This window comes from Mesorhizobium vachelliae, from assembly GCF_033977325.1.
GTDB lineage: Bacteria > Pseudomonadota > Alphaproteobacteria > Rhizobiales > Rhizobiaceae > Mesorhizobium > Mesorhizobium vachelliae.
The window spans coordinates 107078-131375 of record NZ_JAVIIR010000008.1 but is presented as its reverse complement, the minus strand read 5'-3'; the positions used below and the strand labels follow the sequence as shown (position 1 = coordinate 131375).

26 protein-coding genes are annotated in these 24298 nt (G+C 63.6%); 15 read left to right on the top strand and 11 right to left on the bottom strand.

What is annotated here, in order from left to right:
- Window positions 1-215: 215 nt before the first annotated feature.
- Window positions 216-536 carry a DUF1476 domain-containing protein gene (locus RFM41_RS18330; RefSeq protein WP_320244940.1) on the bottom strand — a complete coding sequence of 107 codons (321 nt, stop codon included), beginning with the start codon at window positions 534-536 and terminating at the stop codon, window positions 216-218.
- A gap of 275 nt (window positions 537-811) precedes the next feature.
- Here RFM41_RS18330 and purC point away from each other — a divergent pair, with 275 nt between their 5' ends.
- From purC to RFM41_RS18305, 5 genes are all read left to right on the top strand, one after another.
- Window positions 812-1606, top strand: a complete 795-nt coding sequence (gene purC, locus RFM41_RS18325; RefSeq protein ID WP_040981242.1) for a phosphoribosylaminoimidazolesuccinocarboxamide synthase — start codon at window positions 812-814, stop codon at window positions 1604-1606.
- A 67-nt stretch (window positions 1607-1673) separates the two neighbouring features.
- Window positions 1674-1913 carry a phosphoribosylformylglycinamidine synthase subunit PurS gene (purS, locus tag RFM41_RS18320; protein ID WP_040995386.1) on the top strand — a complete coding sequence of 80 codons (240 nt, stop codon included), beginning with the start codon at window positions 1674-1676 and terminating at the stop codon, window positions 1911-1913.
- 2 nt (window positions 1914-1915) lie between these two features.
- Complete coding sequence (purQ, locus tag RFM41_RS18315; RefSeq protein WP_320244936.1) at window positions 1916-2584, top strand: phosphoribosylformylglycinamidine synthase subunit PurQ; 669 nt, start codon at window positions 1916-1918, stop codon at window positions 2582-2584.
- A 39-nt stretch (window positions 2585-2623) separates the two neighbouring features.
- Complete coding sequence (locus tag RFM41_RS18310) at window positions 2624-3034, top strand: hypothetical protein (protein ID WP_320244934.1); 411 nt, start codon at window positions 2624-2626, stop codon at window positions 3032-3034.
- A gap of 7 nt (window positions 3035-3041) precedes the next feature.
- A complete protein-coding gene (locus tag RFM41_RS18305; RefSeq protein ID WP_320244932.1) occupies window positions 3042-3692 on the top strand; it encodes a Pr6Pr family membrane protein in 651 nt (216 codons plus the stop codon).
- A gap of 4 nt (window positions 3693-3696) precedes the next feature.
- Here RFM41_RS18305 and RFM41_RS18300 read toward each other — a convergent pair whose 3' ends face one another.
- Window positions 3697-4038 carry a DUF1127 domain-containing protein gene (locus tag RFM41_RS18300; RefSeq protein ID WP_430691474.1) on the bottom strand — a complete coding sequence of 114 codons (342 nt, stop codon included), beginning with the start codon at window positions 4036-4038 and terminating at the stop codon, window positions 3697-3699.
- Here RFM41_RS18300 and RFM41_RS18295 point away from each other — a divergent pair.
- The 6 genes from RFM41_RS18295 (at window position 4037) to RFM41_RS18270 (ending at window position 10599) form a co-directional block, all read left to right on the top strand.
- Window positions 4037-5446, top strand: a complete 1410-nt coding sequence (locus RFM41_RS18295; RefSeq protein WP_320244930.1) for an aminotransferase-like domain-containing protein — start codon at window positions 4037-4039, stop codon at window positions 5444-5446. The two genes, RFM41_RS18300 and RFM41_RS18295, sit on opposite strands and share 2 nt — an antisense overlap.
- Before the next feature lie 149 nt (window positions 5447-5595).
- Complete coding sequence (gene purL / locus RFM41_RS18290; RefSeq protein WP_320244929.1) at window positions 5596-7827, top strand: phosphoribosylformylglycinamidine synthase subunit PurL; 2232 nt, start codon at window positions 5596-5598, stop codon at window positions 7825-7827.
- Window positions 7824-8348, top strand: coding sequence for a hypothetical protein (locus tag RFM41_RS18285; protein ID WP_320244927.1), 525 nt, complete (start codon window positions 7824-7826; stop codon window positions 8346-8348). The genes purL and RFM41_RS18285 overlap by 4 nt, the downstream gene beginning before the upstream one ends.
- Before the next feature lie 100 nt (window positions 8349-8448).
- On the top strand, window positions 8449-8682 hold the full coding sequence (locus tag RFM41_RS18280) for a BolA/IbaG family iron-sulfur metabolism protein (protein WP_006206026.1): 234 nt from the start codon (window positions 8449-8451) through the stop codon (window positions 8680-8682).
- A 151-nt stretch (window positions 8683-8833) separates the two neighbouring features.
- Entirely contained in the window at window positions 8834-9169 is a 336-nt protein-coding gene (grxD, locus tag RFM41_RS18275) for a Grx4 family monothiol glutaredoxin (RefSeq protein WP_040981263.1), read from the top strand.
- A 206-nt stretch (window positions 9170-9375) separates the two neighbouring features.
- A complete protein-coding gene (locus RFM41_RS18270) occupies window positions 9376-10599 on the top strand; it encodes a multidrug effflux MFS transporter (RefSeq protein ID WP_430691479.1) in 1224 nt (407 codons plus the stop codon).
- A gap of 17 nt (window positions 10600-10616) precedes the next feature.
- On the opposite strand, the gene RFM41_RS18265 is transcribed toward RFM41_RS18270, so the two are convergent.
- The 4 genes from RFM41_RS18265 to rpsD form a co-directional block, all read right to left on the bottom strand.
- A complete protein-coding gene (locus RFM41_RS18265) occupies window positions 10617-11024 on the bottom strand; it encodes a UCP034077 family protein (protein ID WP_320319283.1) in 408 nt (135 codons plus the stop codon).
- 66 nt (window positions 11025-11090) lie between these two features.
- On the bottom strand, window positions 11091-11918 hold the full coding sequence (locus RFM41_RS18260; RefSeq protein WP_320244917.1) for an inositol monophosphatase family protein: 828 nt from the start codon (window positions 11916-11918) through the stop codon (window positions 11091-11093).
- On the bottom strand, window positions 11908-12798 hold the full coding sequence (ttcA, locus tag RFM41_RS18255) for a tRNA 2-thiocytidine(32) synthetase TtcA (RefSeq protein ID WP_320244915.1): 891 nt from the start codon (window positions 12796-12798) through the stop codon (window positions 11908-11910). The genes RFM41_RS18260 and ttcA overlap by 11 nt, the downstream gene beginning before the upstream one ends.
- Before the next feature lie 106 nt (window positions 12799-12904).
- Window positions 12905-13522 (bottom strand): 30S ribosomal protein S4, encoded by a 618-nt coding sequence (rpsD, locus tag RFM41_RS18250; RefSeq protein ID WP_040981269.1) that lies wholly within the window; start codon window positions 13520-13522, stop codon window positions 12905-12907.
- A gap of 326 nt (window positions 13523-13848) precedes the next feature.
- Between rpsD and RFM41_RS18245 the strand changes: the two genes are divergently transcribed.
- Window positions 13849-14040: a hypothetical protein gene (locus RFM41_RS18245; protein ID WP_320244908.1), complete on the top strand. Its 192-nt coding sequence runs from the start codon at window positions 13849-13851 to the stop codon at window positions 14038-14040.
- A gap of 87 nt (window positions 14041-14127) precedes the next feature.
- On the opposite strand, the gene RFM41_RS18240 is transcribed toward RFM41_RS18245, so the two are convergent.
- Window positions 14128-14316: a DUF3008 family protein gene (locus RFM41_RS18240; RefSeq protein WP_320244906.1), complete on the bottom strand. Its 189-nt coding sequence runs from the start codon at window positions 14314-14316 to the stop codon at window positions 14128-14130.
- Window positions 14317-14448: 132 nt separating this feature from the next.
- On the opposite strand from RFM41_RS18240, the gene RFM41_RS18235 reads away from it, so the two are divergent.
- On the top strand, window positions 14449-15834 hold the full coding sequence (locus RFM41_RS18235) for an RNB domain-containing ribonuclease (RefSeq protein WP_320244904.1): 1386 nt from the start codon (window positions 14449-14451) through the stop codon (window positions 15832-15834).
- Between the two features lie 95 nt (window positions 15835-15929).
- Here the strand turns inward: RFM41_RS18235 and murI are convergent, their stop codons facing one another.
- A complete protein-coding gene (gene murI / locus RFM41_RS18230) occupies window positions 15930-16730 on the bottom strand; it encodes a glutamate racemase (protein ID WP_320244902.1) in 801 nt (266 codons plus the stop codon).
- A gap of 136 nt (window positions 16731-16866) precedes the next feature.
- Window positions 16867-17706 (bottom strand): RNA methyltransferase, encoded by an 840-nt coding sequence (locus tag RFM41_RS18225; protein WP_320244900.1) that lies wholly within the window; start codon window positions 17704-17706, stop codon window positions 16867-16869.
- Window positions 17707-17914: 208 nt separating this feature from the next.
- Between RFM41_RS18225 and RFM41_RS18220 the strand changes: the two genes are divergently transcribed.
- Entirely contained in the window at window positions 17915-19126 is a 1212-nt protein-coding gene (locus RFM41_RS18220) for an NADP-dependent isocitrate dehydrogenase (RefSeq protein WP_320244898.1), read from the top strand.
- An 81-nt stretch (window positions 19127-19207) separates the two neighbouring features.
- The gene (locus tag RFM41_RS18215; protein WP_320244896.1) at window positions 19208-19834 is read left to right on the top strand and encodes a glutathione S-transferase family protein; all 627 of its coding nucleotides are present in this window, start codon (window positions 19208-19210) and stop codon (window positions 19832-19834) included.
- 219 nt (window positions 19835-20053) lie between these two features.
- Here the strand turns inward: RFM41_RS18215 and alaS are convergent, their stop codons facing one another.
- Both alaS and recA read right to left on the bottom strand, forming a co-directional pair.
- Window positions 20054-22723, bottom strand: a complete 2670-nt coding sequence (gene alaS, locus RFM41_RS18210; protein ID WP_320244890.1) for an alanine--tRNA ligase — start codon at window positions 22721-22723, stop codon at window positions 20054-20056.
- 389 nt (window positions 22724-23112) lie between these two features.
- Window positions 23113-24210: a recombinase RecA gene (gene recA / locus RFM41_RS18205; RefSeq protein ID WP_128257260.1), complete on the bottom strand. Its 1098-nt coding sequence runs from the start codon at window positions 24208-24210 to the stop codon at window positions 23113-23115.
- Between the last annotated feature and the right edge of the window lie 88 nt (window positions 24211-24298).

Below are 24298 nucleotides of genomic sequence, written 5' to 3'. Positions count from 1 at the left end.
AACTTTCCTCGTTGACGATCGGCAGTTTCGGCCGGAAACGGCGTTAAGGCAAAGAAAAACCGCCCGATTTTGCCGGGCGGTCGATTGGTCCAGTCAGAGCAATTCCAGGAAAAGTGTGTAACGGTTTTCCGTCCGGAATTGCGTAAAAACAAAGAGATAGAGCACGATACCGAAAAGCGTGAAGCGGCTTTCCGGCAACATCATGCCCGCACAGCTCAGCTGTTCTTGATCTGCTCGATCGCCTGCGCCATCAGCTCGTCCATGGTGCGGCGGATCTGATGGTCGGATTGGTCAACGCCGGCGGCGTCGAAATCCTTGCGGATCTTGCGGAAAACGTCGTGGTCGCCTGCTTCCTCGATGTCGGAGACCACCACTTCCTTGGCATAGGCTTCGGCATCGGCGCCGGATTTACCGAGCTTCTCGGCGGCCCACAGGCCAAGCGCCTTGTTGCGGCGCGCCGAGGCTTTGAAGCGAAGTTCCTCATCGAAGGCGAATTTGCGCTCAAAACCCTCTTCGCGGTCTTTCATGCTGCTCATAACGTCCCTCCGATCAATCCGATTCGCTTGGCAGTGAATATGTGTGATGGGCATGCACAAACCAAAAGGCCGCGGGCCGGTCAATATGCTTCGTCGCATGCTGCGCTGCGGCATTTCGGTTCCGAAAGCGGTTGATTCGCGGGATTTGCCGATTGAGCAAACAAGGCGATTGCGATAACACCGGCATTGAACGCCGCCTTCGCCATACTAATTTAGGCAGACGGACAGGAACCGGTCACTTTGCCGCCTGTCCGCAGATCCAGAGAAAAAATCAAATGAAAAATCGCCGCCGCATTTATGAAGGCAAGGCCAAGATCCTCTATGAAGGACCTGAGCCGGGGACGCTGATCCAGTTTTTCAAGGACGATGCCACCGCCTTCAACAAGAAGAAGCACGAAGTGGTCGATGGCAAGGGCGTGCTCAACAACCGCATTTCCGAGCACATCTTCAACCATCTGAACCGCATGGGCATCCCGACCCATTTCATCCGCCGGCTCAACATGCGCGAGCAGCTGATCAAGGAAGTCGAGATCATTCCGCTCGAGGTCGTCGTGCGAAATGTCGCCGCCGGCTCGCTGTCCAAGCGCCTCGGCATCGAGGAAGGCACGGTGTTGCCGCGCTCGATCATCGAATTCTACTACAAGGCCGACGCGCTCGACGACCCGATGGTGTCGGAAGAGCACATCACCGCCTTCGGCTGGGCGAGCCCTCAGGAAATCGACGACATCATGGCCTTGGCCATCCGCGTCAACGACTTCCTGTCCGGCCTGTTCCTCGGCGTGGGCATCCAGCTCGTCGACTTCAAGATCGAGTGTGGCCGCCTGTTCGAGGGCGACATGATGCGCATCGTCGTCGCTGACGAGATCTCGCCGGATTCCTGCCGGCTGTGGGACGTCGCCACCCAGGACAAGCTCGACAAGGACCGCTTCCGCCGCGACATGGGCGGCCTGGTCGAAGCCTATCAGGAAGTTGCCCGCCGTCTCGGCATCATCAACGAGAACGAGCCGCCGCGCCCGATGGGCCCGGTGCTCGTCGCCTCCTCCGAGCCGCCCAAGGGCCTGAAGCACTGATTACCAGGCGGCCCGCCCGACAATGGCGGGCCTCTTTTCCCTAACGACCGTCTGCCCAGGAGTATCGATGAAAGCCCGTATCACCGTGACCCTCAAGAACGGCGTTCTCGACCCGCAGGGCAAGGCGATTGAGCATGCGCTTTCCGGGCTGGGCTTCGACGGCGTCGGCCAGGTGCGCCAGGGCAAGGTGTTCGACATCGAGCTCACGGGGACCGACAAGGCCAAGGCCGAAGCCGACCTCAAGGCCATGTGCGACAAGCTTCTGGCGAACACGGTGATTGAGAATTACGCGGTGGAGATCGCCTGACAATGAAATCAGCCGTCGTCCTCCTGCCTGGCCTCAACCGCGACCGCGATATGATCGCGGCATTGACCAAGATTTCCGGCCAGGCGCCGGCGACCGTCTGGCAGACCGACACCGAAATCCCCGATGTCGACCTGATCGCCATCCCCGGCGGCTTCTCCTTCGGCGACTATCTGCGCTGCGGCGCGATCGCGGCGCGCATGCCGGTGATGCGGGCGGTCGCCGAAAAGGCCGCCAAGGGCGTCACCGTCATCGGCGTCTGCAACGGCTTCCAGATCCTGGTCGAGGCAGGGCTGCTTCCCGGGGCGCTGATGCGCAATGCCTCGCTGAAATTCGTCTGCCGGCAGGTGAAGCTTGAGATCGCCAACGCCAACACCATGTTCACCCGCCGCTACCGTCCCGGACAGATCATCCGCTCGCCTGTGGCGCATCACGACGGCAATTACTTCGCCGATGCCGAGACGCTTGCCCGGCTCGAAGGCGAAGGCCAGGTGGTATTCCGCTATGCCGAAGGCACCAATCCCAACGGCTCGATCAATGACATTGCCGGCATCGTCAACGACAAGGGCAACGTGCTCGGCCTGATGCCGCATCCCGAAAACCTGATCGAAGCGGCGCATGGCGGCAATGACGGGCGAGCGCTGTTCGAAAGCACGCTCGGCATCGCGGCTTGATCCTTTAATATCCTATCGGAACGCAAGGGCGGACTGACCATGAGACTGACGATCGCTCGCCTTGCTCTCCTGGCCGCCGGCGGGCTCGCCTTGGCTTCCTGCCAGTCCAACCCCAAGACAACGCCGGCACCGTCAGGCAAGAGCGCCTCGCTGCTGGCCATGGAACAGGTCGCCATTTCGGCGCATAAATGCTGGATCGCCAGCAAGGATCCGGCCTTCAAGGCCTACCAGATGGCCAACGAACTCAATTCGTACAGCGGCACGCCGCGCTTCCTGCTGGTGCCCGCCAAGCATTATGGCGGCAAGCCGCTGCTGGTCGTGCAGGCGCAGGGCAATTCCAGCCGCGTCGACGTGTTCGGGCCGCTGATGAATGAGCCCCTCGGCGCCCGCATCGGCTCCGATATCGCCCGCTGGCAGGCCGGCAATCCGTCCTGCGCGGCTGCCGCCTGAGCTTGCGATGGGCCGGTTCCTGCAGATCGCGGGGCTGGTTATCGGGTTGGTTGCGCTTGTCCTGCAATTCGCCATCACCATACCGGCATCGATGGCGGCGGGACGCACCTTGCTGGGCTCGATCGTCTTCTATTTCAGCTTCTTCACCGTCCTGACCAACTCCGCCGCGGTGATGGTGCATGCCGCGCTGGTCTCGCCGGCCGGCTATGCCTGGTTCCCGGCCTTTGCCGGGCCGCGCGTGCGGGCCGGCGTCGCGGTCGCCATCATGCTGGTCTTCATCGTCTACACAACCGTGCTGGCAAGGCTTTGGCAACCGCAAGGCCTGTTCCTGCTCTGCGACATCCTGCTCCACTACGTCACGCCGTTTGTGTTCGTCGGGTGGTGGCTCATCGCAGGCGCCGATGGCAGCACGCGCTGGCGCGATATCTCCTGGTGGATGATCTATCCGCTGGCCTATCTCGCCTGCACGCTGATACGCGCGCCATTCGCCGGTGAAGTGCCCTACCCGTTCCTTGACGTAGCCAAGAACGGCGCGGCCAGCGTCGCCGTTTCGGCTTTGGGCGTCACAGCCCTGTTCATCGGATTGAGCGTGCTCGCCGTGCTTGTCGATCACGGCATTGGCCGGTTGCGGGCAAAACCCGCAACCCGCATGGGATAGGTCGTCACTCCCAGAACGACCTGATGCCTTCGCGGTGGGCGTCACAACGCGAGATGCCGATGTCCTTCAACTGATCGTCCGTCATCTCCATCAGCGCAAGGCGGCCGCGCCGGCGCTCCAGCATGCGATCGATTTGTTTGGCAACGGAACGGAGCACAAATACCAGGCGGCCGATAAAGCCGCGACGGTTCTGAGGATCGGTTTGCGCGCCAAACGCCGGGTCGGCGTGGCGAATTGTCTCGATTGTACCCATTGCCATTCTGCCTTGTCTCGATTGTACCTTTTCAATCGCAGATCCGATATGGATTGACTCATCACGCGGTGCAATATAGAAAATTGTCACCATGACAAATTGGCTCCCTGACCTCTCCTCTGGCTCCGGTCCGCTCTATCAGCGTCTTGCTGACAGCATTGAGTCAGATATCGACAAGGGCGTCATCGATGCCGGTGCAAAACTGCCGCCGCAGCGCGACCTCGCCTATGACATCGGCACGACCGTCGGCACCATCGGCAGGGCCTATCAGCTGCTGCGCGAACGCGGTCTGGTGAGCGGCGAGGTCGGTCGCGGCACCTATGTGCTCGCCCAGCGCGCCGACACCCCGAAATCCGATGTCGAGCCAAGCTTGCAAGGCACGCGCGCCATCGACGCGCCGAGCGGCAAGCTGCGCCTCGACAGCACCGCCGCGCCCGATGTCGGCCAGGGCGCGGTGATCGCCGACATGCTGGCGCGCACGGCGCAGGAGCATCCGCACGACATTTCGAGCTACACGCGGGATTTTCCCGAACGGTGGTATGAAGCAGGAAGCCGCTGGCTGGCGCGCAATGCCTTCCGCCCCTCGCCCGATTCGATCGTGCCGACGCTGGGCACCCACGCCGCGGTCATGGCGGCGATCGCGGCGCTGACCATGCCCGGCGACTACGTGGTCTTCGAGCACCTCACTTATTCGCAGATCGCGCGCAGCGCCGGGCTGATCGGCCGCCGCACGGCGCTGGTTTCGACTGACGAGGACGGCATCGACCCGGATGATTTCGAGCGCGTCTGCGCGCAGAAGCATCCAAAAGTGATGTTCCTGATGCCAACCGCGAAGAACCCGACCCTGGTGACATTGTCGGCGGAGCGGCGACAGGCGATCGCAAAGATCGCGCGCGAGTACAATGTTGCGCTGATCGAGGATGACCTTTACGGCGAGCTCACCGACGACCCAACGCCGCTGCTGGCAGAATATGCGCCCGAGCGCACGATCGTCGCCGGTGGCCTGTCCAAATCCGTCGCGGCAGGTGTGCGCGGCGGCTGGCTCTCCTGCCCGTCGGCTTACCGGCACCGCATCCGTGTCGCCCACAAGATGATGACCGGCGGCCTGCCTTTCCTGCTGGCCGAGGTCGGCACGAGGCTGGTGGCGTCCGGCCAGGCGGGCGAGATCCGCAAGCGCTGCATTGCCGAAATCCAGGCGCGCCTCGCTATCGTGCGTGACGTGCTGGCGGGGTTCGACTTCAAGGCGCGTGACAACGTGCCCTTCGTCTGGCTGACCTTGCCGGACCCGTGGCTGTCCGGCACCTTCAAGAACGCCTGCCTGGCGCAAGGCGTGCTCATCGACGATGAGGACGAGTTCAAGGCCGGCCGCTCCGAGCAGGTCTTTCACGGCGTGCGCTTTGGCGTGTCGCAACCCCGGCAAAGCAAGGATGTCGCCGGCGGCGTCGCGGTCATCCGCCGCCTGCTCGATGAAGGCCGCGCCGGCTACGACAGTTTTTCCTGACCGAGCCGGCAAGCCTCGGACCTTGAGCGTCGCCAGCAGTGGCGGTTTTCCGGCGTTTTCCCTATCTAGTGGGGGTGTATCGCGCGAAAGCTTGCGATAAGAGGAGACTCAAAGAACCTCCCCTCTCCCACGGACAAAAATCGCCGCTCATGACCATTTCCAATTCCGTGCCGATCACCCCCGAGCTCGTCGCCGCGCATGGGCTGAAGCCCGATGAATACCAGCGCATCCTCGATCTGGTCGGCCGCGAGCCAAGCTTCACCGAGCTCGGCATCTTCTCGGCGATGTGGAACGAGCACTGCTCCTACAAGTCCTCGAAGAAATGGCTGCGCACCCTGCCGACGAGTGGCCCGCAGGTCATCCAGGGCCCAGGCGAGAATGCCGGCGTCGTCGACATCGGCGACGGCGACTGCGTCGTCTTCAAGATGGAGAGCCACAACCACCCGTCCTACATCGAACCTTATCAGGGTGCGGCGACCGGCGTCGGCGGCATCCTGCGCGACGTCTTCACCATGGGCGCGCGGCCGATCGCGGCGATGAACGCGCTGCGCTTCGGCGCGCCGGACCATCCCAAGACCCGGCATCTCGTTGCCGGCGTGGTTTCCGGCGTCGGCGGCTACGGCAATTCCTTCGGCGTGCCGACCGTCGGCGGCGAGGTCAATTTCGACGCGCGCTACAACGGCAACATCCTGGTCAACGCCTTCGCGGCGGGCCTTGCCAAGACCAACGCCATCTTCCTGTCGCAGGCCAAGGGCGTCGGCCTGCCGGTCGTCTATCTCGGCGCCAAGACCGGGCGCGACGGCGTCGGCGGCGCCACCATGGCTTCGGCCGAATTCGACGACAAGATCGAGGAGAAGCGCCCGACCGTGCAGGTCGGCGACCCCTTCACCGAGAAATGCCTGCTGGAAGCCTGTCTCGAGCTGATGGCGTCCGGCGCCGTCATCGCCATCCAGGACATGGGTGCCGCCGGCCTCACCTGCTCGGCTGTCGAGATGGGCGCCAAGGGCGACCTCGGCATCGAGCTCGACCTCGACAAGGTGCCCGTGCGCGAGGAGCGCATGAGCGCTTATGAGATGATGTTGTCGGAGAGCCAGGAGCGCATGCTGATGGTGCTGCGCCCCGAGAAGGAAGAGGAAGCCGAGGCGATCTTCCGCAAATGGGGGCTCGACTTCGCCATCGTCGGCAAGACCACCGATGATCTGCGCTTCCGCGTCATCCATCAGGGCGACGAGGTCGCCAATTTGCCGATCAAGGAGCTGGGCGACCAGGCGCCGGAATATGACCGCCCCTGGGTCGAAACGAAGAAGCCGGCGCCGCTGGCCGCGAACGATGCGCCAAAGGCCGATGTCGCCGACGCGCTGCTGAAAATGCTCGGCGGACCGGACCTCTCCTCGCGCCGCTGGGTGTGGGAGCAGTACGACACGCTGATCCAGGGCAATTCGCTGCAGCTTCCCGGCGGCGATGCCGGCGTCGTGCGCGTCGAAGGCCATCCGACCAAGGCGCTCGCCTTCTCCTCCGACGTCACGCCGCGCTATTGCGAGGCCGACCCGTACGAAGGCGGCAAGCAGGCCGTGGCCGAATCCTGGCGCAACCTGACGGCGACCGGCGCCCTGCCGCTCGCCGCCACCGACAACCTCAATTTCGGCAATCCGGAGCGGCCCGAGATCATGGGCCAGTTCGTCGGGGCCATCAAAGGCATCGGCGATGCCTGCCGCGCGCTGGGCTTCCCAATCGTCTCCGGCAATGTCTCGCTCTACAACGAAACCAATGGCCGCGGCATCCTGCCCACGCCGACCATCGGCGGCGTTGGCCTCATCGCCGACTGGTCGAAGATGGCGCGCATCGGCTTTGCCGCCGAGGGCCAGATGATCGTGTTGGTCGGCGCGCCGCCGAGCTGGGGCAGCCATCTCGGCCAGTCCGTCTATATGCGAGACATCCATGGCCGCACCGACGGTCCGCCGCCGCCTGTCGATCTCGACCATGAGAAGCGCGTCGGCGACCACGTGCGCTCGCTGATCGCGTCCGGCATCGTGACCGCCGCCCACGACCTGTCCGATGGCGGCCTGGCGATAGCGCTCGCCGAAATGGCGATGGCCTCTGGCATCGGCGCCACCATTCCGGGCCTCACCGGCACCGACCCGATTCCGGTCTGGTTCGGCGAGGATCAGGGGCGCTATCTGCTGACGCTGTCGATTGACCCGCAAAGCGGCGAATGGGAGAGGATCCGCCAGCAGCAGGAGAAGCTCGGCATCTTCGCGCCCTGGATCGGCACCACCGGCGGACGTGAATTGAAGCTCGGCGACGCACGGTCGATCCCGGTCAGCGAGCTGACCGCCGCCCATGAAGGCTGGTTCCCGCGCTTCATGGATCAGGCCAGTTGACGAGGCTTACCGCCAAGGCGCTGGTCGCAGTCGTCTTCTGGCCGTGCCTGTTCTTCTTCTGGTTTCTCGGACCGTTCGTCCTGTTCCTGCTGTCGACGACTTCCAGCGAGGTCTGTCCGCGACTGGAAACCCGCGCCGAGTTCCTTGCCGCGGCCAACGGCACGCTGCCGATGCTCGTCGTGCAGACCCTGATCTACGCGGTTCCGATCGTCTGCCTGGTGCTCTGGAGCAGGCTTTCTCCAGAGCCGGGGCGAGCAAGGCACGTTGCGACCTGCATCAAGCTCTTCGCCGTCGCCGCGGTGATCGGGGCGGTCTGGGACTATGGCACATCCTTGACCTGCGACGGCTACGGCCAGCCCTTCTTCTCACCCGCATGGCAGATGACGAGCTATCTTCCGATCGTCGGCCTGTTGATCAACATCCCGCTCTACGTGCTGGTTTTCAGCCTCGGCCGCGCCTATTCGACGCGCGATGACATCACCGAAGACGGCGTCGTTCATTCGAGCCAGGATAACCCATAGGCTGCCTCACCCGACGGAACGGCTTCAATCCAGGCTGGAAAGGCTTTAGGCTCACGCCGAGTCACACAGACAGCCTGCCCGCTTGAAACAGGATTTTGCCATGGCAATGGATGCCCACGACATCGAAAAACTGATCAAGGAAGGCATTCCGGACGCCAAGGTGACGATCCGCGACCTGGCCGGTGACGGCGACCACTATGCGGCCGAAGTGGTGGCCGAGAGTTTCCGGGGCAAAAGCCGTGTCCAGCAGCACCAGATGGTCTATGATGCGCTGAAGGGCAATATGGGCGGCGTGCTGCACGCGCTGGCGCTGCAGACAAGCGTCCCCGACTGAGCGCTGCCGTCCCTCAGGCTTGGCCCAAAATCGCGTTATCCCTTGCGCCATTCAAGTAGCGTCGCGGCTAACGTCTTGTTTCAGCCACCCTATGGGTTTATTTGAAGGACATGCTTCGAGCCTGACTTCCACAGGCGTGAAAGGATTGTCCATGACCGGCATCAGCGACTACATCGACAATGAAGTGAAGAGCAATGACGTCGTGCTCTTCATGAAGGGCACGCCCGGCTTCCCGCAATGCGGCTTCTCCGGCCAGGTGGTGCAGATCCTCGACTACATCGGGGCCGACTACAAAGGCGTCAACGTGCTCGACTCTGCCGAACTGCGCCAGGGCATCAAGGACTATTCGAACTGGCCGACCATCCCGCAGCTCTATGTGAAGGGTGAATTCGTCGGCGGTTGCGACATCGTGCGCGAGATGTTCCAGGCCGGCGAGTTGCAGGACTTCCTGGTCGAAAAGGGCGTCAGCGTCAAAGGCGCCGCCTGATTCAATTTTTGCTCGCCGGCGCGGTGGCAAAACCTCCAGCCGGCAAGCACCACCCGGGGCTGCCCCCACCTCGGCAATTCATAAACCCCGAATCTCGGGGATGAGACGAACCAATGCGCCGGCCAGCCGGCGCTTGTTCGTTTGAAAGATCGGACTTTGCCGTGGACAAGCAGGTAGAAGCGTCGCAACGGGCAAGCAGCTTGCCCATTCCGCGCTGGGAATTCATCGCGCTCTGCGCAGCGCTGATGGCGCTCAACTCCCTGGCCATCGACATCATGCTGCCGGCGCTGCAGCAGATCGGCGCCTCGCTTGGCGTCGAGAGCGAGAACCACCGCCAATATGTCATCACCGCCTATATGCTCGGCTTCGGCGGCGGGCAGCTTTTGTTCGGGCCCATTTCGGACCGCTTCGGACGCCGCACGCCACTGGTCTTTGGCCTGGTCGTCTATGTGGTGGCCGCGGCTGCCGCCGCCATAGCGCCCAGTTTCGCCCTGTTGCTGACCTGGCGTCTCATCCAGGGCATCGGCGCGGCCGCAACCCGCGTCATCGCCGTCTCGATCGTGCGCGACACGTTCGAGGGCCGGCGCATGGCCGAGGTTATGTCGCTGATCTTCATGGTGTTCATGGCCATCCCCGTCATCGCGCCCGGCATCGGCCAGTTCGTCATGCTGTTCGCCAGTTGGCACTGGATTTTCGTGACCATGGCCATCGGCGCGTTGATCGTTTCGACCTGGGCCCTGCTGCGCCTGCCGGAGACGCTGCATCCCGAATATCGCCGGCAGCTGACGGTAGCGTCCGTGCTGGGCGGCTTCCGCATCGTACTCACCAATCGGCTCACGCTTTGCTACGCCTTTGCCAGCACGTTCATTTTCGCCGCCATGTTCGGCTTCATCAGTTCGGCGCAGCAGATCTACATCGACATCTTTCACGTCGGCGAATTGTTCCCGCTGATATTTGCCGGCGTCGCCGGTGTGCTCGCCTTCTCCAACTATCTCAATTCGCGATTGGTCGGACAGATCGGCATGCGCCGCCTGTCGCAAGGCGCGCTGCTCATCTTTCTGTGCATCAGCCTTGCCTGGCTGGTGGTTTCGCTGGAGATGCAGATGCCGCTCTGGCTTTTCGTCACCTTTTTTGCCGGCGCGATGCTGCCCTTCGGCGGACTGGGCGCGAATTTCAACGCCTTGGCCATGGAGCCGCTCGGCGAGCTCGCCGGCACGGCGGCATCCATCCTTGGTTTCATGCAGACTTTTCTCGGCGCCCTCATCGGCGCGGCGATCGGCCAGGCCTATAACGGTACCGTGACCCCCCTGGCCGCCGGCTTCTGCAGCGTCTCGGTCGCGGCTTTGCTGATGATCCTGATTGCCGAACGGGGCAGGATGTTCCAGCCCCACAATCCCCCCGTTTCGGGGCACGTCACCGATCTGCACTGATCGTCGCCGCTACGAAGTCAGGATCTGCCTTCCGCCGCCGCCCTGAAAAGCGGGCAAAGTACGCGCCCCGCGATCGCGCCACCCATGCCTTTGGTGAAAGGCACCGGCAGTTCCTTGTTGAGGGCCTCGAGCACCGAAGCAACGAAAGCCTTGTTCAAACGGTCGTCCGGCCCCAGCTTGGAGAAGGTTGCACGCGGCTTGCCGACAAGCGTTCCGTCGCGGCGAAGGGAGAAGCACAAGGTCAGCGACATGCCGCCGGTTCCGGCGGGCGGTTGCCAGCACGCGTAGATAGCGCCCGACATCTCCGCGATCGAGTTGACCGGGTCGCGGCTGCCGCAGGCGCGTTGCTGTGCCTGGGCCTTCCCGCAACCCGGGCTCGCAATCAAGGCGAAAGCAAAAGCCGCCAGCACGTAGCGGAAATTCATTGGCACCCTCCGATTCTATGCAGAGCCAGGGGGTTCGGCCGCCCCAGCCCGGCAACGGAATCGATCCTAATCGGCCCAGAGCTCGCGGCGCAGCTCGCTCCAGCTTTGCTTGTCCGGCGCCACCAGCAGCCCACCATCGACATGCGACGGCAGGTAGGCGCTGCCGTCGATGCGCGCGACATGGCCGCCAGCTTCCTGATGGATCAGCGCGCCTGCCAGATGATCCCAGGGCATCAGCTTGTTGTAGAGCACGAAATGCGCGTGACCACTCGCCAGCAATCGATATTCATGCGCCGCGCAGCGATAGGCGAATTGCGACAGCGTCTTGGTCTGGTTGCGGGCAAGCCGCGAGCGCTCAGGCTCCTCGAGAAACTGCCAGGAAACGGCGCCGGTCATCTGCGACATCGGCACAGGTTCCGCGACGCCCACCTTCTCCAGCGCGCCATGCGCGTGGCGGATATGGCTGCCAGCGCCCTTGGCGCCGATCAGCCAGTCCTTGCCGACCGGATCGTGGATGATGCCGGCGACTGTTTCGCCGTTGACGACGACGCCGGCCATGACGCCGAACAGCGGCACGCCGGAGGCAAAGTTGAAGGTGCCGTCGACCGGATCGATGACGAAGGCAAGCGCGGCATCTCCAAGGCCCGACAGCAGCGCCGGGTTGTCGGAGCAAGCCTCCTCGCCGACCACCATGGCATCGGGATAGCGTTCGCGCAGCCGGGCGGTGATCAGCCTTTCGGCGTTGACGTCCGCCTCGGTGACGAGGTCGGCGGCGGACGTCTTCTGGCGCACATCCCCCTCGCCCAACCGGCGGAAGCGCGGCATGATTTCGGCCTTTGCCGCGTCGGCCAGAAGCTCGGCCAGCCAGTCGATCGCTTTATCGTCAAATCTCATCGGAAATGTCTTGTCCTGGGTTCGTGGCGAGCCCTGCGAAGTCGAACAGCTTCCTGTCCAACAGATGCGAGGGCCTTACATTGGTCATGGCGCGGATCATCGTGTCCTTGCGGCCCGGCATGCGCTTCTCGATATCGTCGAGCATCGCCTTCATGGCGTTGCGCTGCAGCCCTTCCTGGCTGCCGCACAGGTCGCAGGGAATGATCGGGAATTTCATGGCGTTAGCGAATTTCTCCAGGTCGGCCTCAGCACTATACGCAAGCGGCCGCAGCACCATAACGTCGCCCTCGTCATTGAGGAGCTTGGGCGGCATGGCGGCGAGGCGCCCGCCATGGAACAGGTTCATGAAGAAGGTCTCGAGGATGTCCTCGCGATGGTGGCCAAGCACCAGCGCCGAACATCCCTCCTCGCGCGCGATCCGGTAGAGATGGCCACGCCGCAGCCGCGAGCAGAGCGAGCAGTAGGTGCTGCCCTCCGGCAGCTTGTCGGTCACCACTGAATAGGTGTCCTGGTATTCGATGCGGTGCGCGATGCCGTTGGCGTTGAGATAGTCGGGCAGGATGTGCTTAGGGAAATTCGGCTGGCCCTGGTCGAGATTGCAGGCAAGCAGCTCGACCGGCAGCAGGCCGCGCCATTTGAGGTCGAGCAACAAGGCAAGCAGGCCGTAGGAATCCTTGCCGCCGGAAAGCGCCACCAGCCAGCGTTCGCCCGGCTTCACCATGGCGAAATCCTCGATCGCCTGGCGGGTGAGCTTCAAGAGCCGCTTGCGCAGCTTGTTGAACTCAACGGAGGACGGCACGTCGCGGAACAGCGGATGGAAGCCGCCTTCGGCCTCATCGGCGATCGGCTCAAGCGATTTGACATCTGGCAGCATGTTCATGGCGCCGGCCCCATGGTTCTGTTGGCGCCCGAATTAGCGGACATGGGCGCCAAAGAAAAGGCCGCCTCGAGAGGCGGCCTTGAACGTTGCGGCTGATCGATACCGATCAGCGCGAGTAGAATTCGACCACGAGGTTCGGTTCCATCTGCACGGCGAACGGAACGTCCGACAGGCCCGGAACGCGAGCGAAGGTCGCGGTCATCTTGTTATGGTCGGCTTCGATATAATCCGGCACGTCGCGCTCGGCGAGAGCGACCGATTCCAGCACGATGACGAGCTGCTTCGACTTCTCGCGCACCTCGATGACGTCGCCCGGCTTGCAGCGATACGAACCGATGTTGGTGCGCTTGCCGTTGACGTTGACATGGCCGTGGTTGACGAACTGACGGGCGGCGAAGATGGTCGGCACGAACTTGGCGCGATAGACGATCGCGTCGAGGCGCGACTCCAGCAGGCCGATCAGGTTCTCGGAGGTGTCGCCCTTGCGGCGGTTGGCCTCTTCATAAACCTTGCGGAACTGCTTTTCCGAAACGTCGCCATAGTGACCCTTCAGCTTCTGCTTGGCGCGCAGCTGCAGGCCGAAGTCGGAAAGCTTGCCCTTGCGGCGCTGGCCGTGCTGGCCGGGGCCGTATTCACGCTTGTTGACCGGGGACTTCGGGCGGCCCCAGATGTTTTCGCCAAGACGGCGGTCGATCTTGTATTTCGCGGATTCGCGCTTGCTCATCGCATTCCCTTTCAAAACAATATACCCGGAACCCCATGGCTCCGGGCGAAGGAAACGCGCCCTCCTCTGGCCTCCGTTTTCGAGACCTGACAGGGTTTCCCACGCAAAGCGACGGAAAACCCACGGGACACGTCAAAAGAAACCACCGGGCGTCGCCACCCGGTGTTGGTGGGCCTGTTAAAGGGAGATTCAGTCGGTGTCAAGCTCGTGAATGGCGTGGCGCAAGGCAGCCTTGTACAGTTCAGGACGTCGATGCGATGCCGATGTCGCGGGAAGTTTTGCGCCAACGGCACCAAGACGACTGGAGCCAGAGGGAGCCCGTTGACATGAAGAAGTTTTTCCTTGCCTTGGCCGGCATCGCGATGCTCGCGGGATCGATCGCGCTGGCGTCGGGACCGGCGGCGGCGCATCCAAAGCCGGTGTGCCACTGGGTCAAGATAAAGAGATACGTCTGGCGCAACGGTCACCGCAAACTGGTGTTCATAAGGGCGCAGAGCTGCCGCGGCCGCGTCTGGTAGTCAACCGATATCCAAAAGACGAATCCTAAGGCCCGCAACGCGTTTCGCGGGCCTTCTATCATCTTGGCGCCTGGACTCGGGGCGAGCTCAATTCCCGGATTTCTTGCCAGGCAACCCCTTGCGCTTGGTTTCGGCGAATTCCTCGAGCTGCTTCTCGCTCATCGATTCATACATCTCGCGCGAAGCGCCCTTGAGTTCGCTTTTCTTGATCTCGCCGCGCTTGGCGGAAAGGGCCGCACCAGCGGCCTTTTGCTGGGCTTGCGAAGTGGCGGGCATGGCGTTTCTCCTCTGATCATAGGAGAACGCCGCGCCGCAGCGGCAGTTCCAGCGCCGGCATATGCTCATCCGGCCTTGGCGGTTTCATTGGCACGCCTTCCCGTGCCGGGAACGCCAGTGTAGGACAACGATATGAAATCGCTGACCGACCCCTCACAGGCACTCTCCACCGGACTTGCGAAAATCCGCACCGAGTTCCACGTGCCGGATGGATTTCCGCCGGAGGTGGCGACCGCGGCGCAGGCGGCGGCAAGGCGTGTGCCCGGGCAGCATGCCGACCGTACTGCAGTGCCCTTCGTCACGCTCGACCCCGCGAGTTCCACCGACCTCGACCAGGCCTTCTCGATCGAGGCCAGCGGCGGCGATCTTCTCTTGCATTATGCCATTGCCGACGTGGCCTGGTTCGTCGAGGACGGCGATGCGGTGGATATCGAAGCCTGGAACCGCGGCGAGACGCTTTATTTGCCGGACGGCAAGGCCGGGCTCTACCCGCCCCTGCTTGCCGAGGCGGCGGCGAGCCTGTTGCCCGATGGACCGCGTCCCGCGGTCATCTTCACCATCCGGGTTGCCGGGGACGGTGCGGTGAAACTGGATGGCGCGGAGCGGGCGATCATCCAAAGCCGCGCCAAGCTCGCCTATGACAGCGTCAAGGCCTCCGACGTTCCGGCCGGCTTCGCGGAACTGGCGCGGCGCATGGCGGCAAACGAGGAGCGCCGCGGCGCTTCGCGCGTCGATCCGCCCGAGCAAGAGGTGGACAGGCAAGCCGACGGCACGTTCCGGCTTTCGTTCCGGCCGCTGCTGCAATCCGAGCAGGACAATGCCGCGCTTTCGCTGGCCGCCAACATGGCGATCGCCGACGCCATGCTGGCGCACAAGACCGGGTTGTTCCGGGTGATGTCGGGGCCGGACGCTTCCAAGGTGCAACGGCTGCGAAACGCGGCACAGGCGCTCGGCCTGTCCTGGCCGGCCTCCGCCAGCCTGCGCGACTATCAGCGCACGCTCGATCCGGCCGATCCGAAACAGGCCGCGCTGATGCTGGAAATCCGCCGCGCGGGCAATGGCGCGTCCTACCAGCCCTACCAGGAGGGCGTCGTCCCCTGGCATGAGGCGATGGCCGCGACCTATGCCCATGCCACCGCGCCGCTCAGGCGGCTGGCCGACCGCTACGTCGTGCGCTGCGCGCTGGCGATCGTCAACGGCCAGCCCGTGCCGCAGGCGGTTACCGACGCCTTCGCCAGGTTGCCGAAGGTGATGGGGCGTGCGGATGCCCGCGCTTCGCAGATCAGCCACGCGGCCATCGACCTCGCCGAGGCGGTGATGCTCAAGGGACATGAGGGTGAAATTTTCAAGGCCGCCGTCACCGATATCGTCGACCATGGCGTGCGCGTGCAGCTTGCCGACATGCCTGTCGTGGCCAATGTGAAGGCCTCCGGGCTCAGGCAGGGCGATAGTCTCACGCTAAAGCTGGTCTCGGCCGATCCGGATCAGCGCAGCATCGTCTTCGAACCCGCTGCCTAAGCCAATTCCAGGAAAAGTGTGAAACGGTTTTCCGTCCGGAATTGCGTTAAAACAAAGAGATGGGGGTTCACCGTTCCATGGAACGGTGAACCGGTCTAGCGCGCGGTCAGTCCAAAGCCCTGGATCAGCCGACGCGTGGCAAAATCCACCTTGCCCGAGGTGAAGACGGCAAGATCGGGCTCGCTGTCGCCGGATGTTTCTCCGACAGGCTCAAGCAGCGACATGGCGCGCCGCGCGATCGCCTCGGCCGGATCGATCCAGTCGACCGGCCAGGGCGCGGTCTTGCGCATGCGGTTGACCAGAAAAGGATAATGCGTGCAGGCGAGCACGACGATATCGGTGCGGTTGCCCTCGCGCTCGATGAAACAGGGCGCGATTTCGGTGCGCACGGCTTCCTCGTCGACGAAACCCTGTCGCATGTAGATTTCGGCGAGCCCCGCCAGCCGGTCGCTGCCGACCAGGCGCACATGGCATTTCTGCGCCCATTTGCTGATCAGGTCGCGCGTGTACTGGCGCTTCACCGTTCCGGGCGTCGCCAGCACCGATACCAGGCCCGATCGGGTGCGCTCGGCGGCCGGCTTGATCGCCGGCACCGTGCCCACGAAAGGATGGCCCGGGAATGTCTCGCGCAACGCGTCGATCACCAGCGTCGAGGCTGTATTGCACGCAATGACCGAGATCGCCGGCCGCAGGCGATCGAGCAATTTGCCGAACAGTGTGAGGATGTGATCCTTGAGCGCCGGCTCCTCCCAGGCGCCGTAAGGAAAAGCCGCGTCGTCGGCGACATAGACGAAGCGGCGGTCGGGCATCAGCACGCGCGCCTCGCGCAGCACCGTCAGCCCGCCGACGCCGGAATCGAACATCAGGATCGGGCGTTGGCTTGATCGATGGTTCATCTTGTCGGCCCCAGAGAAGACCGGCCCGTGATCTGGCCAGCGGTGCTCCTATCTTGAACGATCATGGTGTTGAAATGGCAAATGCCAGCAGCTTTTCCGCAGGCCGCGTGAACGCGCACGCTCTTCTTCGCCCGGTTCAACTTTCCTTCTTCGCGCGCGCAGAGGCCGGCTGCCGTCGCGGATCATCCCCAGGCGAGCCGTCGCCGCGCGGCATCGCCGGCGAGAACCGGTCGAGCGAGGAGATGATGCCGCGCAGCACCTTGAGCTCCGGCTCGGCGAAGCCCGGGCGCGTCAGCACGGCGCGCAGATTGTCGACCATCTTCGGCTTCTTTTCTTCCGGGCGAAAATAGCCGCGCGCTTCCAGCGCGTTTTCCAGATAGGCGAACAGGCTGTGCAGTTGCTCCTTGGTCGCCGGCGCCAGTTCCGGTCCGGAGAAATTGGTCTGGGTTTCGTCGGCGAGGCCGGACTTCATCCATTCATAGGATATCAACAGCACCGCCTGCGCGATGTTGAGTGAGGAAAAGCCGGGATCGACCGGGAAGGTGACGATCTCGTCGGCGAGCCCAACCTCGTCATTATAGAGGCCGAAGCGCTCGCGGCCGAACAGGATGCCGGTACGCAGCCCGGCCTGCTCGCGAGCCCGGAGCGCCCTGCCCGCTTCCACCGGACCGCGCACCGGCTTGAAGCCGTCGCGCTCGCGCGCGGTCGTGGCGAAGACGAAGTTGAGATCGGCAACCGCCGATGCCAGATCGTCGAAGACCCTGGTGGCGTCGATGACATGGTCGGCGCGGCTGGCGGCCGCGCGCGCCTTCTCGCTCGGCCAGCCGTCGCGCGGATTGACAAGGCGCAGTTCCGACAGCCCGAAATTCGCCATCGCCCGCGCAACCATGCCGATATTCTCGCCAAGTTGCGGCTCGACCAGGATGATCGCCGGTCCGGCGGAAGCGGTCTTGGTTGTGTCTTCGATGGCTGGCATGGCTGTGGGTAACCGGGGTTTGCGGCGTTTCGGCGTCCCCTGCCACATCCGGCTGGGAAAATGAAGCATTCACAACAGCGGCACCTCGTCCGCCCAGGCGGATCGCGGTTTGCGCGCCGAAAAAGCCTTTGATATACGCTCCCGCATCCCTGGCCGAAACCATGCGGGCAAGGCCGTTCAGATCCCCCAGCAACGAGGCATTCTTTCCATGGCGAAGATCAAGGTGGCGAACCCGGTCGTCGAGCTCGACGGCGACGAGATGACCCGCATCATCTGGCAGTTCATCAAGGACAAGCTGATCCACCCTTATCTCGACCTGAAGCTCGACTATTTCGATCTCGGCATCGAGAACCGCGACGCCACCAACGACCAGGTGACGATCGACTCGGCCAACGCCATCAAGAAATACGGCGTCGGCGTGAAATGCGCGACGATCACCCCCGACGAGGCGCGCGTCGAGGAGTTCAAGCTGAAGAAGATGTGGAAGTCGCCCAACGGCACCATCCGCAACATCCTCGGCGGCACCATCTTCCGCGAGCCGATCATCATGAAGAACGTGCCGCGCCTGGTGCCGGGCTGGACCAAGCCGATCGTCGTCGGCCGCCATGCCTTCGGCGATCAGTACCGCGCCACCGACTTCCGCTTCCCCGGCAAGGGCAAGCTGACGATCAAGTTCGTCGGCGAGGACGGCCAGGTGATCGAGCACGACGTCTATGACGCGCCGGGCGCCGGCGTCGCCATGGCCATGTACAATCTCGACGAGTCGATCCGCGAATTCGCCCGCGCCTCGCTGAACTACGGCCTGCTGCGCAATTTCCCGGTCTATCTGTCGACCAAGAACACCATCCTCAAGGCCTATGACGGCCGCTTCAAGGACATCTTCCAGGAAGTCTATGAGAAGGAGTTCGAGGCCGAGTTCAAGGCAAGGAAACTCTGGTACGAGCACCGCCTGATCGACGACATGGTCGCTTCCAGCCTGAAATGGTCGGGCGGCTATGTCTGGGCCTGCAAGAACTATGACGGCGACGTGCAGTCCGACACCGTGGCACAGGGCTTCGGCTCGCTCGGCCTGATGACCTCGGTGCTGATGACGCCGGACGGCAAGACGGTGGAAGCAGAGGCCGCGCACGGCACCGTCACCCGCCACTACCGCCAGCATCAGAAGGGCGAGGAAACCTCGACCAATTCGATCGCCTCGATCTTCGCCTGGACGCGCGGCCTCGCCCACCGCGCCAAGCTCGACGACAATGCCGAGCTGAAGCGCTTCGCCGAGACGCTGGAAAAGGTCTGCATCCAGACCGTCGAAAGCGGCTTCATGACCAAGGACCTGTCGCTGCTGATCGGCCCCGACCAGCCCTGGCTCTCGACCACCGGCTTCCTCGACAAGATCGACGAGAATTTGCAGAAGGCCATGGGGTAAACCCGGATTTCCAGCATACCGAAGGCTCCGAAAGGAGCCTTCGCTTTTTGTGCGGCAAGCGGGGAAGCGAGGTCAGGCCAAATGGGCAAGCCAACTCTCTACGGCGCGGACTACAGTGTCTATGTACGCATCGCGCGGATGGCGCTGGAGGAGAAAGGCGTCGGCTACGAACTGGTGCCGCTCGACATCTTCGCCGCCGAGGGAGTCCCGGCCTGGTATCTGGAGCTTCACCCGTTCGGCCTCATCCCGGCCTTCGAGCATGACGGTTTTCGCCTGTTCGAGACCGGCGCGATCGCACGCTACATCGACGAAGCCTTCGACGGTCCCGCGCTGCGGCCGGCGGATGCCCGCGGCCGCGCCCGGATGGGCCAGATCATCGGCATGCTCGACGCCTATGGCTACCGCGCCATGGTCTGGGACGTCGCCGTCGAGCGGCTGGAAAAGACGCCGCCGGATGAGGCGTTGATCGCCGCGGGGCTCCGCCAGGCAGAGACGGTGCTTAAGGTTCTGACATCGCTGAAAGCGAAAGGACCATGGTTGCTCGGCGACCAGCTGACGCTGGCCGACCTGCACGCAGCGCCGATCATCGCTTATTTCCTCAAGGTCGCGGAGGGGCGCGATCTGCTTGCGCGGTTTGTCGATATCCAGGAATGGTATCAGCGCGTTGTTGGTCGTCCGAGCTTTGCGCGAACCGAGAAGGTAAGCTGACAGTATTGAAAAGACCACGGGACAGCGCCCCCCTCTGTCCTGCCGGACATCTCCCCCACTTGGGGGGAGATCAGACGTCGCATCGGCTTTCGCTAATTTTCAGCGTCGCAGAAAAGCGCGCCTGCGCTGGAGCTGCTAATCTCCCCCCTCGTGGGGGAGATGTCCGGCAGGACAGAGGGGGGCGCTGTCCCGCCGACGTTTCGATAGTCAGCCCCTGGACTAAGCCGCCTCCAGCGCCGCCTTCACCGCCGCGATCGCATCATTGGCCTTGGAAGCATCGGGGCCGCCCGCCTGCGCCATGTCTGGCCGGCCGCCGCCGCCCTGGCCGCCAAGCACGGCGGACGCGACGCGCACGAGATCGACGGCGCTGAAGCGACCGGTCAGATCGTCGGTGACGCCGACGACCACGCTCGCCTTGTTGTCCTCGCCGGCGCCGACAAAGACGACCACGCCGGAGCCGAGCGTCTTCTTGCCGGCATCCGCCAGCGGCTTCAGGTCCTTCGGCGCTACGCCGCTGACCGCCTTGCCGAGGAAGCCGACACCTGCGACGGTCTCGTTGGTGGGCGGAGCATCGGATACCGCCGGGCCGGCGCCAAGCGCCAGTTTCTTGCGCGCTTCGCTCAATTCTTTCTCAAGCTTCTTGCGTTCCTCAAGCAATGTTTCGACGCGAGCCGGCACGTCGGCCGGCGAGATCTTGAGGGTCGCCGCCGCAGCCTTCAGCCGCCTGTCCTGCTCGTCAAGATGCTTGCGCGCCGCCTCGCCGGTCAGTGCCTCGATGCGGCGCACGCCTGCGGCCACCGCGCTGTCCGAAAGGATGCGCACCAGGCCGATATCGCCTGTCGACCTTACATGCGTGCCGCCGCAAAGCTCGACGGAATAGGGCCGATTGGCCTTGGCGCCATGCAGGCCGGTGCCCATCGACACGACACGCACCTCATCGCCGTATTTTTCGCCGAACAGCGCCATCGCGCCCTCGGCGATCGCATCGTCGACCGACATCAGGCGCGTCGTCACCGGGCTGTTCTGCACGACGATCTCGTTGGCCATGCGCTCGACCTCCTCGAGCTCGTCCGACGAGATCGGCTTGTTGTGCGAGATGTCGAAACGCAGGCGCTCGGGCGCGACCAGCGAGCCCTTCTGCGCGACATGGGTGCCCAGCACCTCGCGCAGCGCCTCGTGGATGAGATGCGTCGCGGAATGGTTGGCGCGCAGCTTCGAGCGGCGGGCATGATCGACCTTGAGCTCGACGGCCGCACCTGTCGCGACCGTGCCTTTAGCCACCTTGCCGAGATGCACGAACAGGCCATCGGCCTTTTTTTGCGTGTCGGAGACCTCGATCGAGAAGCCTTCGCCGGAGATCACGCCGGTATCGCCCATCTGGCCGCCGGATTCGCCATAGAAAGGCGTCTGGTTGACGACCACGGCGACCGCATCGCCCTGGTTTGCGCTGTCGATGGTCTTGCCGTCCTTGACCAGCGCCTGGACGATGCCTTCCGCCTGTTCGGTCTCGTAGCCGAGGAATTCGGTCGCGCCGGTCTTTTCACGCACGGAGAACCAGACGGTCTCGGTCGCGGCTTCACCCGAGCCCGCCCAATGCGCGCGCGCCTCGGCCTTCTGCCGCTCCATCGCGTCGGTGAAGCCGGCGATATCGACCGAGATGCTGCGCTGGCGCAGCGCATCCTGCGTCAGATCGAGCGGGAAGCCATAGGTGTCGTAAAGCTTGAAGGCCGTCTCGCCGTCCAGCATGTCGCCGGCTTTGAGCGTCTCCGTGGCGTCCGAAAGCAGGCCGAGGCCACGCACCAGCGTCTTGCGGAAGCGTGTTTCCTCGAGCTTCAGCGTCTCGGTGATCAGCGCCTCGCCGCGCACCAACTCCGGATAGGCCTGGCCCATCTCGCGCACCAGCGCCGGCACCAGCTGCCACATCAGCGGCTCCTTCGCGCCAAGCAGCTGCGCATGGCGCATGGCGCGGCGCATGATGCGGCGCAGCACGTAGCCGCGCCCCTCATTGGACGGCAGCACGCCATCGGCCACCAGGAAGGAGGACGAGCGCAGGTGGTCCGCGATGACGCGATACGACGCTACGTTCTCCCGGTTCGGACCCTGGCCGAGCGCGGAGGACGCCGCGTCGATCAGATGCTTGAACAGGTCGGTCTCGAAGACGCTCTCGACGCCCTGCAGGATGGAGGCCATGCGCTCCAGGCCCATGCCGGTGTCGATCGAGGGGCGCGGCAGATCGATGCGCTCTTCCTTCGTCACCTGCTCATACTGCATGAACACCAGGTTCCAGAATTCCAGGAACCGGTCGCCGTCTTCCTCCGGGCTGCCGGGCGGGCCGCCCCAGATATGCTCGCCGCGGTCGATGAAGATCTCCGAGCACGGACCACAAGGGCCGGTGTCGCCCATCGCCCAGAAATTGTCCGAGGTCGGGATGCGGATGATGCGGGCGTCCGAGAAGCCGGCGATCTTCTTCCAGTAAGTCGCCGCCTCGTCGTCGGTGTGGTAGACGGTGACGAGCAGCTTGTCCTTCTTGAGGCCGAAGCCCTTGGTGATCAGGTTCCAGGCAAGCTCGATCGCACGCTCCTTGAAATAGTCGCCGAACGAGAAATTGCCGAGCATCTCGAAGAAGGTGAGATGGCGCGCGGTGTAGCCGACATTGTCGAGGTCGTTGTGCTTGCCGCCGGCGCGCACGCTCTTCTGCGCGGTCGCGGCGCGCGAATAGGAGCGCTTCTCCAGGCCGGTGAAGACGTTCTTGAACTGCACCATGCCGGCGTTGGTGAACATCAGCGTCGGATCGTTGCGCGGCACCAGCGGGCTGGAGGCGACGATCTCGTGGCCCTCCTTGCGGAAGTAGTCGAGGAATGTCGACCGGATGTCGTTCACGCCACTCATTGCATACTGCCTCTTTCGCAAGAACCGCCGGCGCTGCCGGCGGCTGATGGGCTTTCATGTTTCAGAAGATAGATGGGCCTTTTAGCGATAGCTCTTGAGCCTGTCCAGAAACACGGAAACAGGCATGTCGCCCAAAAGTGCGCAAGCGGCTTTGGGAAAACGACACGCACAAACAGACCAAGCGCAGGCGGAATTCATCGCAGCGCGACGCGCTTCGGGTCAACCGGCCGGCGAACCGCGGCTCAGCATCGCCCGCAAAACGCAAACCGCCAGCGCAGAGGCCGGCGGTTCGGGACGCAATACTCAAGAACTCGATTACATAAGCATGAGGCAATAAACCGGGATTGTGGCCGAACTCCGGCCAAGCCGGCTAATCGCCTTGTCCAACCTCACATGGCGCCGGCTTCGTCCCCGAAACCGTCGTCGCCGCCTTCGGAGCCGCCATTCTCGAGGAATTTCTCGGCGATCAGCCCGGCATTCTGCCTGAGCGCCATCTCGATCTCGCGCGCCGTGTCGGGATTGTCGCGCAGGAACAATTTGGCGTTCTCGCGGCCCTGGCCGAGACGCTGCGAATTATAGGAGAACCAGGCGCCCGACTTCTCGACCACGCCGGCCTTGACGCCGAGGTCGACGAGCTCGCCGGTCTTGGACACGCCCTCGCCATACATGATGTCGAACTCCACCACCTTGAAGGGCGGGGCCAGCTTGTTCTTGACCACCTTGACGCGGGTCTGGTTGCCGACGACTTCGTCGCGATCCTTGACCGAGCCGATGCGGCGGATGTCAAGGCGCACCGAGGCGTAGAATTTCAACGCATTGCCGCCCGTGGTCGTCTCGGGCGAGCCGAACATGACGCCGATCTTCATACGGATCTGGTTGATGAAGATGACCATGGTGTTGGAACGCGAGATCGAAGCGGTCAGCTTGCGCAGCGCCTGGCTCATCAGGCGGGCCTGGAGACCGGGCAGCGCGTCGCCCATCTCGCCTTCGATTTCGGCGCGCGGCGTCAGCGCCGCGACCGAGTCGACGACCAGCACGTCGATGGCGCCCGAACGCACCAGCGTGTCGCAGATCTCCAGCGCTTGCTCGCCGGTGTCGGGCTGCGAGATCAGCAGGTTTTCCAGGTCGACGCCGAGCTTGCGGGCATAGACCGGATCGAGCGCGTGCTCGGCATCGACGAAGGCGCAGATGCCGCCCTTCTTCTGGGCTTCCGCAACCGTGTGCAGCGCCAGCGTCGTCTTGCCCGAGCTTTCCGGCCCGTAGATCTCGACGATGCGGCCACGCGGCAGGCCGCCGACGCCGAGCGCGATATCGAGGCCGAGCGAGCCGGTCGGCACAGTTTCGATCTCGACCGCCTGCTCGTTGGCGCCGAGCCGCATGATCGAGCCCTTGCCGAAAGCGCGCTCGATTTGCGACAGCGCCGCATCCAGAGCCTTTGATTTGTCCACTGCCTTATCCTCTACAAGCCGCAAAGTATTCTGAGCCATGATACATCACCCCTTGGTCGTCAATGAAGGCCGGACAATCCGTGATCCCTGCCATTTTGTACCTTTTTTGTTCTCATTTGGCAAGAGG